At 69.4% G+C, this 14,290-nt stretch carries 14 protein-coding genes and 3 pseudogenes; 9 read left to right on the forward strand and 8 right to left on the reverse strand.

Annotated features, from left to right (window positions below; all coding sequences use genetic code 11):
* Positions 1–44: 44 nt before the first annotated feature.
* Entirely contained in the window at positions 45–617 is a 573-nt protein-coding gene (locus KWI83_RS12180) for a TetR/AcrR family transcriptional regulator (RefSeq protein ID WP_218514338.1), read from the reverse strand.
* Positions 618–984: 367 nt separating this feature from the next.
* On the opposite strand from KWI83_RS12180, the gene KWI83_RS12185 reads away from it, so the two are divergent.
* On the forward strand, positions 985–1,704 hold the full coding sequence (locus KWI83_RS12185; RefSeq protein ID WP_218514339.1) for a hypothetical protein: 720 nt from the start codon (positions 985–987) through the stop codon (positions 1,702–1,704).
* A gap of 1,363 nt (positions 1,705–3,067) precedes the next feature.
* On the opposite strand, the gene KWI83_RS12190 is transcribed toward KWI83_RS12185, so the two are convergent.
* Both KWI83_RS12190 and KWI83_RS12195 read right to left on the reverse strand, forming a co-directional pair.
* Positions 3,068–4,513, reverse strand: coding sequence for an NAD(P)/FAD-dependent oxidoreductase (locus KWI83_RS12190; RefSeq protein WP_218514340.1), 1,446 nt, complete (start codon positions 4,511–4,513; stop codon positions 3,068–3,070).
* A 26-nt stretch (positions 4,514–4,539) separates the two neighbouring features.
* Positions 4,540–5,013, reverse strand: coding sequence for a VOC family protein (locus KWI83_RS12195; RefSeq protein WP_218514530.1), 474 nt, complete (start codon positions 5,011–5,013; stop codon positions 4,540–4,542).
* A 396-nt stretch (positions 5,014–5,409) separates the two neighbouring features.
* Here KWI83_RS12195 and KWI83_RS12200 point away from each other — a divergent pair, with 396 nt between their 5' ends.
* Positions 5,410–5,658: a hypothetical protein gene (locus KWI83_RS12200; RefSeq protein ID WP_218514341.1), complete on the forward strand. Its 249-nt coding sequence runs from the start codon at positions 5,410–5,412 to the stop codon at positions 5,656–5,658.
* A gap of 362 nt (positions 5,659–6,020) precedes the next feature.
* Here KWI83_RS12200 and msrA read toward each other — a convergent pair whose 3' ends face one another.
* Complete coding sequence (msrA, locus tag KWI83_RS12205; protein WP_218514342.1) at positions 6,021–6,533, reverse strand: peptide-methionine (S)-S-oxide reductase MsrA; 513 nt, start codon at positions 6,531–6,533, stop codon at positions 6,021–6,023.
* Positions 6,534–6,975: 442 nt separating this feature from the next.
* Between msrA and KWI83_RS38435 the strand changes: the two are divergent.
* Positions 6,976–7,109: pseudogene (locus KWI83_RS38435) on the forward strand (5,10-methylene tetrahydromethanopterin reductase); the annotation flags it as partial.
* A gap of 277 nt (positions 7,110–7,386) precedes the next feature.
* On the opposite strand, the gene KWI83_RS12215 reads toward KWI83_RS38435, so the two are convergent.
* Together KWI83_RS12215 and wrbA are read right to left on the reverse strand one after the other, a co-directional pair.
* Entirely contained in the window at positions 7,387–8,007 is a 621-nt protein-coding gene (locus KWI83_RS12215) for a TetR/AcrR family transcriptional regulator (protein WP_218514344.1), read from the reverse strand.
* Between the two features lie 129 nt (positions 8,008–8,136).
* Positions 8,137–8,763 carry an NAD(P)H:quinone oxidoreductase gene (gene wrbA / locus KWI83_RS12220; RefSeq protein ID WP_256362181.1) on the reverse strand — a complete coding sequence of 209 codons (627 nt, stop codon included), beginning with the start codon at positions 8,761–8,763 and terminating at the stop codon, positions 8,137–8,139.
* Positions 8,764–9,063: 300 nt separating this feature from the next.
* On the opposite strand from wrbA, the gene KWI83_RS12225 reads away from it, so the two are divergent.
* The 6 genes and pseudogenes from KWI83_RS12225 to KWI83_RS38440 form a co-directional block, all read left to right on the forward strand.
* Complete coding sequence (locus KWI83_RS12225; RefSeq protein ID WP_218514345.1) at positions 9,064–9,777, forward strand: SDR family NAD(P)-dependent oxidoreductase; 714 nt, start codon at positions 9,064–9,066, stop codon at positions 9,775–9,777.
* A gap of 114 nt (positions 9,778–9,891) precedes the next feature.
* Positions 9,892–10,338, forward strand: a pseudogene (locus tag KWI83_RS39945) (nitronate monooxygenase); the annotation flags it as partial.
* A 124-nt stretch (positions 10,339–10,462) separates the two neighbouring features.
* Positions 10,463–10,846: a nitronate monooxygenase gene (locus KWI83_RS39950; protein ID WP_308122036.1), complete on the forward strand. Its 384-nt coding sequence runs from the start codon at positions 10,463–10,465 to the stop codon at positions 10,844–10,846.
* Positions 10,847–10,997: 151 nt separating this feature from the next.
* The gene (locus tag KWI83_RS12235; protein ID WP_218514346.1) at positions 10,998–11,363 is read left to right on the forward strand and encodes an SgcJ/EcaC family oxidoreductase; all 366 of its coding nucleotides are present in this window, start codon (positions 10,998–11,000) and stop codon (positions 11,361–11,363) included.
* Between the two features lie 73 nt (positions 11,364–11,436).
* Positions 11,437–11,739 (forward strand): muconolactone Delta-isomerase family protein, encoded by a 303-nt coding sequence (locus KWI83_RS12240; RefSeq protein ID WP_218514347.1) that lies wholly within the window; start codon positions 11,437–11,439, stop codon positions 11,737–11,739.
* A gap of 300 nt (positions 11,740–12,039) precedes the next feature.
* Positions 12,040–12,754: pseudogene (locus KWI83_RS38440) on the forward strand (hypothetical protein); the annotation flags it as partial.
* Here the strand turns inward: KWI83_RS38440 and KWI83_RS12245 are convergent.
* Complete coding sequence (locus tag KWI83_RS12245) at positions 12,655–13,155, reverse strand: tetratricopeptide repeat protein (protein WP_218514348.1); 501 nt, start codon at positions 13,153–13,155, stop codon at positions 12,655–12,657. The pseudogene KWI83_RS38440 and the gene KWI83_RS12245 overlap by 100 nt on opposite strands.
* Before the next feature lie 653 nt (positions 13,156–13,808).
* Entirely contained in the window at positions 13,809–14,231 is a 423-nt protein-coding gene (locus tag KWI83_RS12250) for a secondary thiamine-phosphate synthase enzyme YjbQ (RefSeq protein ID WP_218514349.1), read from the reverse strand.
* Positions 14,232–14,290: the final 59 nt, after the last annotated feature.

The raw sequence follows: 14,290 nt of genomic DNA on the forward strand, positions 1-14,290 counted from the left end.
GCCAGCAGCGTGCAGTGCCGCGTACTCGTCAGTCGGCCTGCGACTTACCGCAGCAGCACTCCGAAGACGGCCGTGAAGAACGCCTCGTACGGCCGCGCAGAGCGCTCGGCTCGGGCGCAGACCAGTGCCCCTTCCCACGCACTCAGCACAAACCGGGCCAAAGTGGACGCATCCAGGGTCTTCGCCACGTCGCCCGCTTGCTGGGCCTCGGCAATGGCGAAGGCGAGCGCATCGGTCCAGGCCTCGAAGCTGTCCCGCACGGTGGCGCGCACCGCGTCACTGTGATCGGCCACCTCGACGGCCAGGTCACCCACGAGGCAGCCCCGGGTGAAGTCGGCCCGAACGTTTTCGTCACGCAGGAACTCGAAGTGCTCGCGCAGCCGGGTCAGCGGCGCGACCGACGAGTCGCGCAGGCTCTCCAGCCGCCGAGTGGCGCCGTACCGTTCCAGGGCCACCACGGCCAGGGCTTCCTTGCTCTGGAAGTGGTTGTAGAAGGAGCCCTTCGGGGCGCCGGCGGCGTTGGTGATGTCCTTCACGCCCGTAGCCGCGTAACCGTGGGCGTGGAACTGCTGGACCGCCGCGGCGACGAGGTTCTCACGCAGACTGGCTCTCGCCACGGCTGGACCTCCTCCTGCACAGGATGGCTGTAAGACGGTCAGTCGTATTCACCCTACCAGATACGAGCGGACGGCCGTGAAGACTGCGGCGAGGGGCCACGCGGGGCGGCGTGCGCCCCGGGATGCATTCACAGGCCCCTCTCTTCGGCTTCGCCCTCAGAGCTTCCGTACCGAGGAATTTGCCGCCCATCGGCGAGGACGGCGAGATGCGGGCATCAGGCATAGGTCTCCTACGTCGGCAGGGGCGGATTGCCACGCAGGCACGCGAGCTTGCGCCTTTTAAGACGACCGGTCATTATGAAAAAAGGAGGTCGTCCCATCTGAGGACCCGCCGCCAAGGCAACGACATACACACAGGAGACCCACCATGAGTGATCTCACGGCCCATGTCATCGATGCGCACGGCGGCCTGGACCGCTACGGCCGATACGAGTCGGCCACCGTCGACTTCCACTCCGGTGGCGCGCTGTGGGCGCTGAAGGGGCACGAGGGCATCTTCGACAGCGCCACCGTCCGCGTCGACCTTCGCCGACAGCGCGCCAGCCACTCCCCCTTCCGTGCCCCGGACCTGCGCACGTCCTTCACCGCGGACCGAGTGACCGTGGTGAATGACCGCGGCGAGGTGCAGGCCGAGCGTCTGGCGCCCCGGGACGCGTTCGCGGGCCACACCCTCGAAACCCCGTGGGACGACCTGCACGTCGCCTACTTCGCCGGTTACGCGATGTGGACGTACCTGACCTCGCCCTTCAGCTTCGTCTCCCCCGGCTTCCGCACCGAGGAACTGCCCGCCGTCACCGACAACGGCGAAAAGTGGAGCCGGCTGAAGGTCACCTTCCCCGAGGATGTCGCCACGCACAGCCGGGAACAGATCTTCTACTTCGACAAGGACGGGCTGCTGCGTCGGCACGACTACACCGCCGAGGTCATCAACGCCGGGCCGGCCGCGCACTACTCCTTCGACCACGCGGACTTCGGCGGGATCATGGTTCCGACCAGGCGCCGCGTCTACCCGCTGGGCGCGGACGGGACGGTGGCGCACGACATCGAGCTCGTCACCATCGACGTCGAGCATGTCACGTTCAGCTGATGTCATCTCCGGGCTGGGAGCCCCCGCGCGGCCGTGGAGCGAGGGAGGCGGCGGGCGGGACGGGCGCGGCGATCCAGCCACCCTCGTGCCCGCGTCGTCACGCCAGAGCGGCGGTGTGGCCCTGCTGCGCCGTCACAACCGCATCTCGTCCGGAGAGCGTTGATGACCATGCCTGATGGGGTCGGCGCTTGATCGGGCGCATACACCTCCAGCGACTTCCGAGGCGCCCTCAAGGTCATCGCCCGGCGCCCGTCGACCGCCGGTGGGCATGGCTTCATGCCAACCATGATCGCCCTCGGCCTGCAGCTCCTATGTCGGCCTGCAGCGTGACCCCCAGCCGCACCAGGTTCCCAGTGCGGTGACCGGGTCGGACCTGACGGGCGATGTGCGCCGGGGGTCGGGGGTCGGGGGAGGGCGTGGACGCCTGCCGGCCACGGGGATGCGGCGTGCGCGCGTGACGGGCTCAGGCGCCATGACGTGGTGGCCGTGCTCGGCTCGAACGGTCCCGACGAGCTCCGCATTGCAGGTCGCCGGAGCAGTCGCGCTCCACCGCCTCCGCCGTGAAGGACCTCGTGAACGCCTATGCGCACGGGAGAACATACAGGTCACCAGCGAGCACGTCGTCCCCTGACACCACCGGCACGGTCGCATCGATCACCGCTGGCCCAGTGCTGGACGCTGTCCCGGCCCCCATGGCCCCGCCGGCCCTCCCCCTCACACTCCTGGCAACGGCAGCCGCCTTCACCACCAAGCTCCTGGGCGCATACCTCGGGCCGATCGGGTTGCCGGATCGTCACCCGTTGCACAGCACGGCCGACCGGGTGCCGACGGAGTCCGCGTCTCCTCCGGGTCGTCGCAGTTTTCGTAGGCAACGCAGCCGGGGTGACGAAGAAGCCGTCGTCCGTGCGCTTCCGCGTCTCGTTCACGCGCTGCTTCGTGCCATCGACGCCGACATGGTGCGGGAGCAGCGGCTGCTCAGAACTGAGTACCTGGCCCTGATGCGCCTGTCCGAGGCACCCGGTCGCCAGCTGCGTACGAGCGATCTCGCCGAGGTCAGGATTTCGTTCAGCGGGTCCGGTGCGCAGAGGACGCCCGCGGCTGGAACGCGGCCCTCACGGACGCCGGCTTCCGGCGGCTGGAGGAGGCGTGGCCGACCAGTCTGGCCGCCGTGCGTCGGCACTTCCTCGACCATCTGGTCGGTCTGGACCTCAAGGAGCTGGCCGCGGCCCTGCGCAAGGTGGCGACCTGGGCCTGCCTGACCGGCCGCGCAGACGGCCGGGGGCCGCTCCGGGCCGGAGATCCAGCCCTTTGGAGCGGCCCCCGGCCGATCTGCACTGTGCTGTTTTCAGTTGTGTCCTCGGTTTCAGCCGCGGTAGGTCTCCAGCAGCCGCAGCCAGACCTCGCTGATCGTCGGGAAGGCGGGTACGGCGTGCCAGAGCCGTTCCAGCGGGACCTCGCCGGCGATGGCGATCGTGGCGGCGTGGAGCAGTTCGCCGGTTCCGGGCCCGACGAAGGTGACGCCGACCACGGTGCCGCGGTCCGGATCGACCAGCATCCGGGCCTTGCCGCGGTAGCCCTCGCCGTACTGGTGCGCTCCGGCGACGCGCCCGATGTCGTAGTCGACGACATCGACCCGGCGCCCGGTGCGCTCGGCCTCCTGCGTGGTCAGCCCGACGGCCGCGACCTCGGGGACGGTGAAGACCACCTGCGGTACGGCCGTGCTGTCAGCCGTCGCGATGTGCGCACCCCACCGGGAGTCGTCGACGGGCTCGCCCTTGGCGCGTGCGCCGATGACAGCACCGGCGATCCTGGCCTGGTACTTGCCCTGGTGCGTGAGCAGGGCACGCCCGTTGACGTCGCCGACGGCGTAGAGCCAGCCGTCCGGGACAGCGGTCACCCGGAACGTGTCGTCCACGGCCAGCCAGTCACCGGGGGTCAGACCGACCGTCTCCAGGCCCACGTCCGCGGTCCGCGGGGCACGGCCGGTGGCCAGCAGGATCTCGTCCGCCGCCAGTTCCCGACCGTTCGCCAGGTCGATCCGCACCTCGCCGTCCGCGCGGCGCAGGGACGCCACCGAGGTGGCGTACCGGATGTCCACGCCGGCCTCACGCAAGCCGTCCGCGACCAACTCGCCGACGAACGGCTCCATCCGCTGGAGCAGACGGTCCTCGCGAACCAGCAGGGTCACCTGTGACCCCAACGCCTGCCAGGCGGTGGCCATCTCGACGGCGACCACACCGCCGCCAACGACGGCCAGCCTGCTGGGCGCCTGCTCCGCGCTGGTCGCCTCGCGGCTGCTCCAGGCACGGACGGTGTCCAGTCCGGGGATCCGGGGCAGGGCCGCGCTGGTGCCCGTACTGAGGACGACGGCGTGCCGGGCGGCCAGCCGGACGACGTCGCCGTCCTCCGTGTGCACCGCCACCCGCCGGGGGCCGTCGAGCCTGCCGTGCCCGCGGATCAGGTCCACGTCGACGGAGTCCAGCCAGTCGACCTGGCTCTCGTCCTTCCAGTAGGAGGCCATCTTGTCGCGGTGGGCCAGAACCGCGTCGACGTCCAGTGGGCCGGCCACCGCCTTGCGCAGCCCAGGGACGCGGAGCGCGTCGGCGCGTGCCACCACCGGCCGCAACAGCGCCTTGCTCGGCTCGCACGCCCAGAAGGAGCACTCACCGCCGAGCAGTTCACGCTCGACAATCACGCTGCTGAGACCGGCGGCGCGAGCACGCTCGGCCACGTTCTCGCCGACGGGACCCGCTCCGATGACGATCACGTCGTAGTCACGGACGGCATCGCTCGCCGCTGATGCATTCATCCCTGCTCCTGAGGTTGCGGGGCGGTTCAGCGACCGGGGAGCCGCTCGGTGATCTCCTGGAGGACCCAGCCGTTGCCGTCGGGGTCGCTGAAGGTGGCGTAGGAGCCGTAGGAGGCGCCGTCGGGGTGTCGTCCCGCGAGGCGTTCCTGGCCCGGCAGGTCGTGGGTGACCGTGCCGCCGGTGTGGCCGTGGAAGAGCAGCCCTCGGGCGTCATGGAACACCTCGCTCACGTCGATGCCGCGCCCGAGCAGTTCCTCGCGGGCCGCCTCGATGTCGGAGACGATCAGGTACAGGCCCTGTGCGGAGCCGGGCTCTGCGGAGGTGAGGCCCTTGCCGAAGATGATCGACGCCTCGGATCCGGGCGGTGTGAGGTGGACCGCGCGCCAGTCCTCGATGGGGGACGCGTCGACGTCCAGACGGAAACCCGCCCTCTCGTAGAAGGCCTTGGCCCGCTCGACGTCGGAGACGGGGAGAACGAGGAGTTCGAGCTTCAGGTGCATCTTCTTCATCCACTTTCCATGGACTGGGGGAGCCGGGACGGAAGGTCGTCACCGGTTGAACTGGTGACGAGCATGCCACTCAATCCGTCACCGGTCAAGCAGGTGACGGAGGAGGTCTCGGGTGTCACTCGAAGAGCCGCAAGCTCGTCGAGTGACTGTGCGGCGCAGCACTCGCCGAGGGAGCCACACACCTCATGGCGACCAGGGCCCCGCAGAGCAACCACGCCCGACTGACCGCCGCTGCGGGCGCCCGCCTGGGACTGCGTCCCGTGCTGACCCTGGCGGGCACGCCGGTGGGCCGACGCAGAGCAATCTCGCCTGAACGCCCTGTTCAGCGCCACCGTCGTCTAGGCCGGCGCCATCCATGGCGACGCCCTCAGCGCGGCCGCGGCGGAAGTGGCCGCGCGACTGCGAGCCGACGGCGCCGTACCGGCGCTGACCCCCTTCGGAGGCTCCAGCGCGCTCGGCGCCCGCGGCTACACCGTGTGCGGACGCGAACTGCTCGCCCAGGCCCCCGACCTCAAGACCGTCGTGGTGGCCCTGGGTTCCGTCGGCACCATGGCCGGTCTGGTCCACGCGCTCGGCACCGACCGAGTCCTGGGCGTCCACTGCGGCGCGTTGACCGAACCGCCGCGGCCGCCCTGAACCGGACGGCCCGCGCGGAGGGCGTCGTGCTCGCCCCCGTCTACACCGGTCGGGCCATGGTCGGCCTCCTGATCGCGGCGGTGGATGGTGGCACGTCGTTCCCGGCCGACGCACGTTCTTCCTCCACACAGGCGGCCTTCCCGGCCTGTTCGGCCACCAGGCCGCGCTGAAGGACGCCGCATCGGACCTCACCGCCTGAAGTCACACGCTCTGAGGCCGGAAACACGTCGCGGGCCGACTCGGCTGCGTCGGCAGCGCAGCCGAGTCGGCCCGCGATCCCGCGGCAGCCTGTGGCTGCCGCGGCACTATTCGATCAGGGGCCAAGCGCCTTGATGGCCCCGGAGGCTCAGCAGGTCAGGAGGTCAGGAGGTGGCACGCTGCGGCAGCCGCCAGCCGGGACGGGGGAAGTGGCAGGTGTAGCCGTCCGGGTAGCGCTGAAGGTAGTCCTGATGCTCGGGCTCGGCCTCCCAGAACGGCCCGGCGGGTACGACTTCGGTGACCACCGGTCCCGGCCACAGCCCCGACGCGTCCACGTCCGCGATCGTGTCCTCCGCGACGCGTCGCTGCTCGTCGTCGAGGTAGAAGATGGCGGACCGGTAACTGAGTCCCACATCGTTGCCCTGGCGGTTCTTCGTGGTCGGGTCGTGGATCTGGAAGAAGTACTCCAGGATGGTCCGGTAGTCCGTCATGCTCGGATCGAAGACGATCTCGATCGACTCGGCGTGACCCTCGTGATTGCGGTATGTCGGTCGCTCGATGTCGCCTCCGCTGTACCCAACCCGCGTGGACAGGACGCCGGGGAGCGTCCGGATCAGCTCTTGCATGCCCCAGAAGCAGCCGCCCGCCAGCAGGGCCTTCTGCTCGGTGTCAGCCATGTCGTGTCACCTGTTCCTCTGTGTCGTCGCCAGAGCCGTGTGCGGGGCGTCGCCCACCATGGTGCCGATACGACCCGAGTGGGCCGTCTCTCATCACGAGCGGGCACGCGGCACCGGCCACACCGCTCAGTAAGCCTTTAAGTCACCAGTTTGAACGGTGACGGACATTCTGGCTAGATCCCATCGCACCGCCGAGACCGAGCATGGCCGCGGTCTACTGATCGCCGACGCCCCGCGGCCGGGGGCTAAGAGGCAGACGCGCACACGGATCGTGGACCAGGGCGTGGCCACGTCCCGCCACGAGCGGGCCGTACGGCAACTGCTCGGCCTGCGGACGCCGGAGGCGGTCCTGGACACACTCGCCAGGGGCACGCGAGCGGGCAACGGGGGACGCTTCCTCGTGCATGAGGCGATCCACACCGCGCCCACGCACCTGTTAGCGCGGCAGAAATCCCAGGACGCCGTACGCGAGGGCCGTCCCACTTCGGCAACTCCCCCGTGTACGGCAACAGTCCGTCGCTGGAGGACACCATGGCGCAGACCGCGATGGTCGTCGGCAGTGCGCAAGAGGTGGTCGGCGGCGATGAAGCGCCAGTCCGTGACCGGCGGCGCATCACGGACGCGTTTCGGGTATCGACCGGGCTGGGGCGGCGTCACGCGACCTGGGGTGTCGCTCTCATGTGCCATTGAGCAAGTGTTCTGCATTTCACCGTGCGCACTGAGGTTCTGGAACCGTCGGCCCGAGCACTGATCAGTGCGCCTTCCCACGCGCTCAGCACGCACCGCGCCAACGCGGACGCCTCAAGGGTGCGGCACCAGGTCTCCGCGGTCGGCGCCATGACGGAGACCCTGGTCAGACTGCGGCCACACCCACTCCGGGGGTGCGCACTCCCAGGAGGGCGAGACAGTTCAGCCAGAGCGCATCGAGCGGGGCGGTGTTGTTGTAGAGCTTCGCGAACAGCACCTGCCCCTCCAACTGGGCAACGACGGAACGAGCGGCGTCACGGGTGGCGGTGACCGTCACGTCACCGCGCTCCAGGGCGGCCGAGATCACCTCTTCGACCATGTCGACCTGGGCGTCGAAGATCTCCTGCAGACGTTCCCGGATGGCTTCCGTCTGGTTGCTCAGCTCCAGCGTGAGGTTGCCGAACATGCACCCGGACACAGTTCCGCACGTCGCCTGCCCGGCGCGCTGCGCGGCCGCGGTCTCCTCGAACAGCTGCCGGAGCCGCAGCAGGGGTTCCTGGTCGCTGCGCAGAACACGGTCCCAGTCGCGTCGCTGAGCAGCCCACTGCTCGGCGAGCACGGCCAGCGCCAGGGCTTCCTTGGACTCGAAGAAGTAGTAGAAGCTGCCCTTGGGCACGCCTGCCGCCTTGCAGATCTCCGCCACACCCAGGGCCGAGTAGCCCCGCAGTTCGATGAGAGACTGCGCAGCACTGAGGATCTTGCTCCTGGCATCGCTCGTCCGTCCCATGCCTTCAGTATACGACCATTCGACTAGCTGCTGAACAAACCGGTCATCCACTTCGCCGGAGGCGGAGGCAGGTCGGCGCCGCTGCTCGAACAGCGACGTCGACCTGCGCGCCGGGGAGGTTCCGTCCTGCTACGCGGCGGCCTTCAGCTTCGCGGCGATCTTCACGACTCGCTCCGCCTGATGGCGTGCGGCCGCGCGCGTGGTGTCGTCCACCGGCCGGGTGCCCTGCCCATCCACGTGGGAGGTGCCATAGGGGTTACCGTCCGCGAACTTGACCGGATCGGTGAAGCCGGGAGCGACGACGATGCCCCCGAAGTGGTGGACCGAGGTGTACAGCGCCTGGAGCGTCGTCTCCTGCCCCGCGTGGGCGGTCGCGGACGACGTGAAGCCGCTGTAGACCTTGTCGGCCAGCTTGCCCTGCGCCCACAGGCCTCCAAGGGTGTCCATGAACTGCTTGAGCTGGGCGGACAGATTGCCGAAGCGCGTCGCGGTACCGAACAGGACCACGTTGGCCCACTCGATGTCCGCCACGGACGCCTCCGGGATGTCGGCAGTGGCGGCATGGTTGGCGGCCCACGCCGGGTTCGACTGGATGGCTTCCCAGGGGGCGAGTTCCGGCGCCTTGACCAGACGCACTTCGGCGCCGGCCTTGACTGCGGCATCGCGCAACTCCTTGGCGATCTCGGTGATGGTGCCGGTGGAGGAGTAGTAGACGATTGCGACGTTCACGGGAGTGACCACGGCCGTGATCTCCATTCTTGTGGTGAGCGGGAAGAGCTCGGAAGACATAGCCGACGGGCTAGTAACCGGAAAGGTAGACGACCGGTCTATAAATGGCAATGCTGCCCCCGCGCATCCGCCGTCGCAACACCCCCGCTCACTCACACCCCTGCATTGACCTGTCACTTCGCAACAGAGGCGGCGACACCCGCGTCACCCCACCCGGTGCGCCACATCACAGACCAGCGCAATTGACGCACCCCGACCGGTCGTCTACTTTTACATGACCGGTCGGTTAGTGCGCTTCCGCACCCACCACCCCTCAGAGAGGCCGTCATGAACAGTCAGGGACAGAAGGTCGCCGTCATCACCGGCGCGTCGCAGGGCATCGGCGCCGGGCTCGTCAGCGCCTACCGCAAGCTGGGCTACGCCGTCGTCGCCACCTCGCGCAGCATCGAGGAGTCGCAGGACGCCGATGTTCTCGCCGTCAAGGGGGACATCTCCGACCGTGCCACCGCCGAGCGCGTCATCGCGGCGGGCCTGGAGCGGTTCGGTCGTATCGACACGCTCGTCAACAACGCGGGGATCTTCATCTCCAAGCCGTTCACCGAGTTCACCGAGGACGACTACGACGCGGTGATGGGAGTGAACGTCAGCGGCTTCTTCCGGATGAGCCAGCTCGCGATCGAGCAGATGCTCAAGCAGGGCGGCGGACACATCGTGCAGATCACGACCAGCCTCGTCGAGCACCCCAACTCCAGCGTGCCCTCCATTCTCGCCTCCCTCTCCAAGGGCGGGCTCCAGGCCGCCACCAAGGCCCTGGCCATCGAGTACGCCTCCCGGGGAATCCGCTCCAACGCGGTCGCCCTGGGCACGATCAAGACCCCCATGCACCCGGAGCAGCACCACGCGGCGCTCGCCGAGCTGCACCCGGTGGGTCGCATGGGCGAGACCAGCGACATCACCGACGCGGTGGTCTACCTGGAGAACGCCCCCTTCGTCACCGGTGTGATCCTGCCCGTCGACGGTGGGCAGACCGCCGGGCACTGACCACGCGGACTCCATGGACGAGGCGCCGCTGGCCCCCGTATCAGGTAGGAGGCGATTTCCGTGGCTTCACCACTGGTTTCTCTCGGCGTGAGCAGTCCCGTCCTGGCCGCGCCCATGGCAGGCGGTCCGAGCGCCCCCGAGCTGGTCGTCGCCGCGGCGTGGGCGAATGGTCTGGGCTTCCTGGCGGCAGGCTACAAGGACGTCGGCGCCGTCGCCGAGGAGATCGCAGGTGTGCGCCCCGCCGGCGTCGCGTTCGGCGTCAACGTCTTCGCGCCGGGTCCGCTGCGGGTCGATCCGGCGGAGTTCCGGCGCTATGCCCGGACCATCGCGCCCGAGGCCCAGGTGCACGGTGTCGATCTGCTGTCCGCCGATCCGGTCGAGGACGACGACCACTGGTCCGACAAGATCGAACTGTTGCTGTCCGAGCCAGTGCCGGTGGTCAGCTTCACCTTCGCCGTACCGGACGCGGGGGTCGTCACTGCGCTGCGGGCCGTCGGCACACTCGTCGTCCAGACGGTCACCTCTCCTGCGGAGGCGCTCCTGGCCGTCGAGGCAGGCGTCGACATGCTCGTCGTCCAGGCCGCGGCGGCCGGAGGACATTCGGGTACGTTCACCCCGCGGCGGACTCCGGCCGTGGTGCCCCTCCCCCGGCTCCTCGGCGAGGTGCGGCGAGGTGCGGCGAGCCGTGTCCCTGCCCCTCGTCGCCACGGGCGGGCTGGTGACGCCCGGGGATGTCGTCCAGGTAATGGAGGCCGGTGCCAGGGCCGCCATGGTCGGCACGGTCCTGCTGCGCGCGGACGAGTCCGGAGCCGTACTCCCGCACAAGGCGGCACTGGCCGACGCGGCAGACGCGACAAACCGCGCAACCGTGGTCACCAAGGCCTTCACCGGCCGTCCGGCACGGGCCCTGCGCAACCACTTCACCGACGCCTACAGCGACTTGGCACTTCTCGGCTACCCCGCGCTGCACCACCTGACCAGCCCGATACGCAGGGCCGCGGTGACGGCCCACGATCCGGAGCGGACCAACCTGTGGGCCGGCACCGGCTACCGCCATGCCACCGCGTAACCAGCGGCCCGGATCCTGCGGAGACTGGCCTCCCGCCTCTGAAGGCAGAGGGCGGTCGACGACTGCCCGATGCTTGGCGCCGCGGAGTCGGGGTCGGGAGCAGACCGTGAACTGTCAGAGCCGTTACCGAACGAGCAAGAGGAGCAGGACCATGAGCCACCCGATGCACGATGTGCTCGACCGTTGGAAGGCCGCCTTCGACAACCACCAGCCGGACGTGATCGCGGAGTTGTACACCCTGGACGCGCTCTTCCAGGGATTCGGACCGACCGTCGTGGCCGGCCGGGATGCGGTACGCGCGTACTACGAGGCAGTCGACGCCGACCGACGCGCCGATGTGGCGGTCCTCCACACCTACACCCTCGGCAGCCACGTCGCCGGCGGCTTCGCGGACGTCACCTTCAGCGGCGCGGACGGATGGGAGGCCGAGGTCCACATGTCCCTCGTCCTGCACCGCGAGAACAACGACTGGAAGATTCGCCAGTACCACGTCTCCCGGGTCATCACCCAGGACTGACGGCCCTACATCACCCTCGCTCCCCCTCGATGGCCGGCGTCCATGGACGCCTTGGCTCGAATGGAGAAAGACCATGCGCGAATTCCTCGTCGAACTCACCACGACCGTCCCCGAAGGCACCGACCCGGCCGAGGTCGACCGGATCCGCGGCGCGGAATCCGTACGTGCCGGGGAACTGGCCTCCGGTGGACACCTCGTACGCCTGTGGCGCCCGGTCGGAGAACTGCGCAGCATCGGCCTGTGGCGCGCCGACGACGAAGCCGAGCTACGGGAGAAGGTGCTCGGCACCCTGCCTCTGTGGCCCTGGATGACCGCGGCCATCACCCCGCTGCAACCCCACCCCAATGACCCCGGCAGCGCCGGCACGGCCGCCTGACACCTCTCACCGCCACCCGCTGCCCGACCCGGGCGCCTCCGAAGCGCGGGCACTTCGAGTGGTGGCGGGCAGCCGAGCGCGGTAGCGCCGCGTCCACCACCCGCGCGGGTGATCTTCGGTGACGAGGTCAGCGCGGCTGCCCCATGACCCGCCGAGGGGCTCCACCTCGTGGTCTCGGACATCGAGGCGGCGCGGGCGGAGCTGGCCCGCAGCGGGGCCCACGTGATTCGCTACCGTGTACGAGTTCACGTCCGTCCACCCGTCACGAAACATCCCGAAAGGTTGCCCACCGGCTTGGCGATGCGTGCACTCCAGCCGCGAGCCGCTGACCGGCTGGAGGCGCGGGTTTGTCAGAGGCGGCGGCCTTGTTCCTTCCACGGCGAACGCACCCTTGTCGTCGCTGCCCGTACGGTCACTTCGACCGTACGCGTCCTCGAAACACTGCCCGCGCTCCTGCGCGGCGACGACCGTGTGACCGTGGTCTTCGCCTACGACCCCACTTCCGCGTTCAACACGGCGTTCTCAGCCTCCTCCACGATGCCGGATGCCGGGTCATGCCCTGGGCACAGCTGAGGGACATCACCCCGGACCTCATCCTGTCCGCCAGCGAGAACATCGACGTTCCAGAGGGCGACTGCCCGGTGCTGGTGCTGCCCCACGGCGTCGGCTTCCAAAAGCTCGTACCAATTCGCGGAGTGCGCGCGAGAGGCTCTCCGGGGTCGTGCGGGACTCCCTGTTGGAGAGCGGGCGGGCTTGGCTCGCGGTCTCGCATCCGGCGCAGGAGGAGCAACTGCTGGCCACCCACCCGAAGGTGGCCGGGCGCACGCTGCTGGTCGGCGACCCGTGCTTCGACGAGCTGGTCGGCAGCCGGACACGCAGAAAGGCGTACAGGGAGGCGCTGGGTGTCGCGGACCATCAGCCTCTGGTCATGGTCAGTTCCACCTGGGGGCCCACATCCCTCCTGGGCAGCCATCCGAACCTGTTGCCGCGTCTCCTCGCACAGCTGCCCTGCGACACCATCCCCTTCGCCACGCTGCCCAGAACCAGGACCGCTTCCTGCAGTTCACGGATCGCGGCGTCGGTGTCGCCGAGATGACCGTGCACGGCGCCGATGGCGGCCCTCACCCCGGCGGCCATCCGCCGGTCGGGCTCCGCACGGCTCTCCAGCTGCTGCTGTGCCCGGCGCAGCAGGACCATGGCCTCCGCATGATCGCCTCGGACGTCGAGAGCGCACCCGAGGACGAAGGTGGCGAGCGCGGCACCGCGTGTTTCCCCGGCCTGCTCGTTGAGTGCGAGCGAACGCCGGTACGCCTCGACGGCGCCGGACGGCTCGACGACATCCAGGTACCGGCCGAGGAATTCCTGTCTCCGCCAGTTGCCAGCCCAGGGTGTACAGCTCGCAGCGGACGGCCGCACGCAGGACCGCCAGGATGGCAGGGTGCTCGGTGTCCAGCCATTCCAGTGGCGGTGGCCCGTCGGCGGCGGCGAACGGGTTGTCGGCGTCCCGCAGCAGGTCCGACAGGTCGGCGATCCGCAACCGTTCCTTCCTGAGGGCTCGGTCGGCGAACGCGGTCAGGACGAGACAGTGCCTGCCCACCCGCTCCGTCAGTGCCGTCTGCTCGGTCTCCGGCTCCTCCTCGGACGCCCGCTCCCGGGCATGGAGGCGGACCAGATCGTCATGCGGTAGCGGCCATCACTCATGGGTTCCACCAGGCTCGCCTTCGCCAGGACCCGTAGCAGGCGCTTGGCGCTCCTCGTGTCGACGTCGGCGACGACCGAGTGCCACACCGGCATCGAAGGTGCCGAACGGCAGCCATCCGTCCCAGTCGTCCGCTCAGCCGATGATGTGGCCCCCGACCGACGCGGCGGCGGGGTCAGCACGTCCTCTCGTTGCCGCTCCCGAGACGACGTGGCGAACTACATCCGCGACAGCCGTCGTACGCCGAGCAGGCACGTGCCGCATCCGTCGCAGAGGCGTTCGATCATGCTCAGGTCCGTACCGCGGAAGACCCCCCGTTTCGAGCACGCCAGGTACGGAGATTTGGCGGCCACGCCCGGGACGATCCTGCTCAGCCCAGGAAGCTCAGTCGAACCTGACGGTTGACATTGTCTTTATTGGTGTCCACCAGGCACACCGACTGCCACGTCCCCAGCTCCAGCCGCCCGCCCACCACCGGCAGGGTCGCGTGCGGCGGGACGATCGCCGGGAGGACGTGGTCGCGGCCGTGGCCGGGGCTGCCGTGGCGGTGCTGCCAGCGGTCGTCGGCGGGAAGCAGGGTGTGCAGGGCGGTGAGCAGGTCGTCGTCGCTGCCGGCTCCCGTCTCGATGATGGCGATTCCGGCGGTTGCGTGCGGGACGAAGACGTTGAGCAGGCCGTCGCGGCCCGCGGCCACCTCCCTCAGAAAGGTCTCGCAGTCACGGGTGAGGTCGACGACGGTCTCCTCGGGGCCGGAGGTGACCTGGAGCACTCGGGTGGTGAAAGCGTCTGCCATGCTTCCCATCCTGACTCATGCCTCGGGGGCCGTGCCCGAGCGGTCGCCCGGAAGCCGGG

The organism is Streptomyces sp. TRM70350 (assembly GCF_019219825.1).
Classification (GTDB): Bacteria; Actinomycetota; Actinomycetes; order Streptomycetales; family Streptomycetaceae; genus Streptomyces.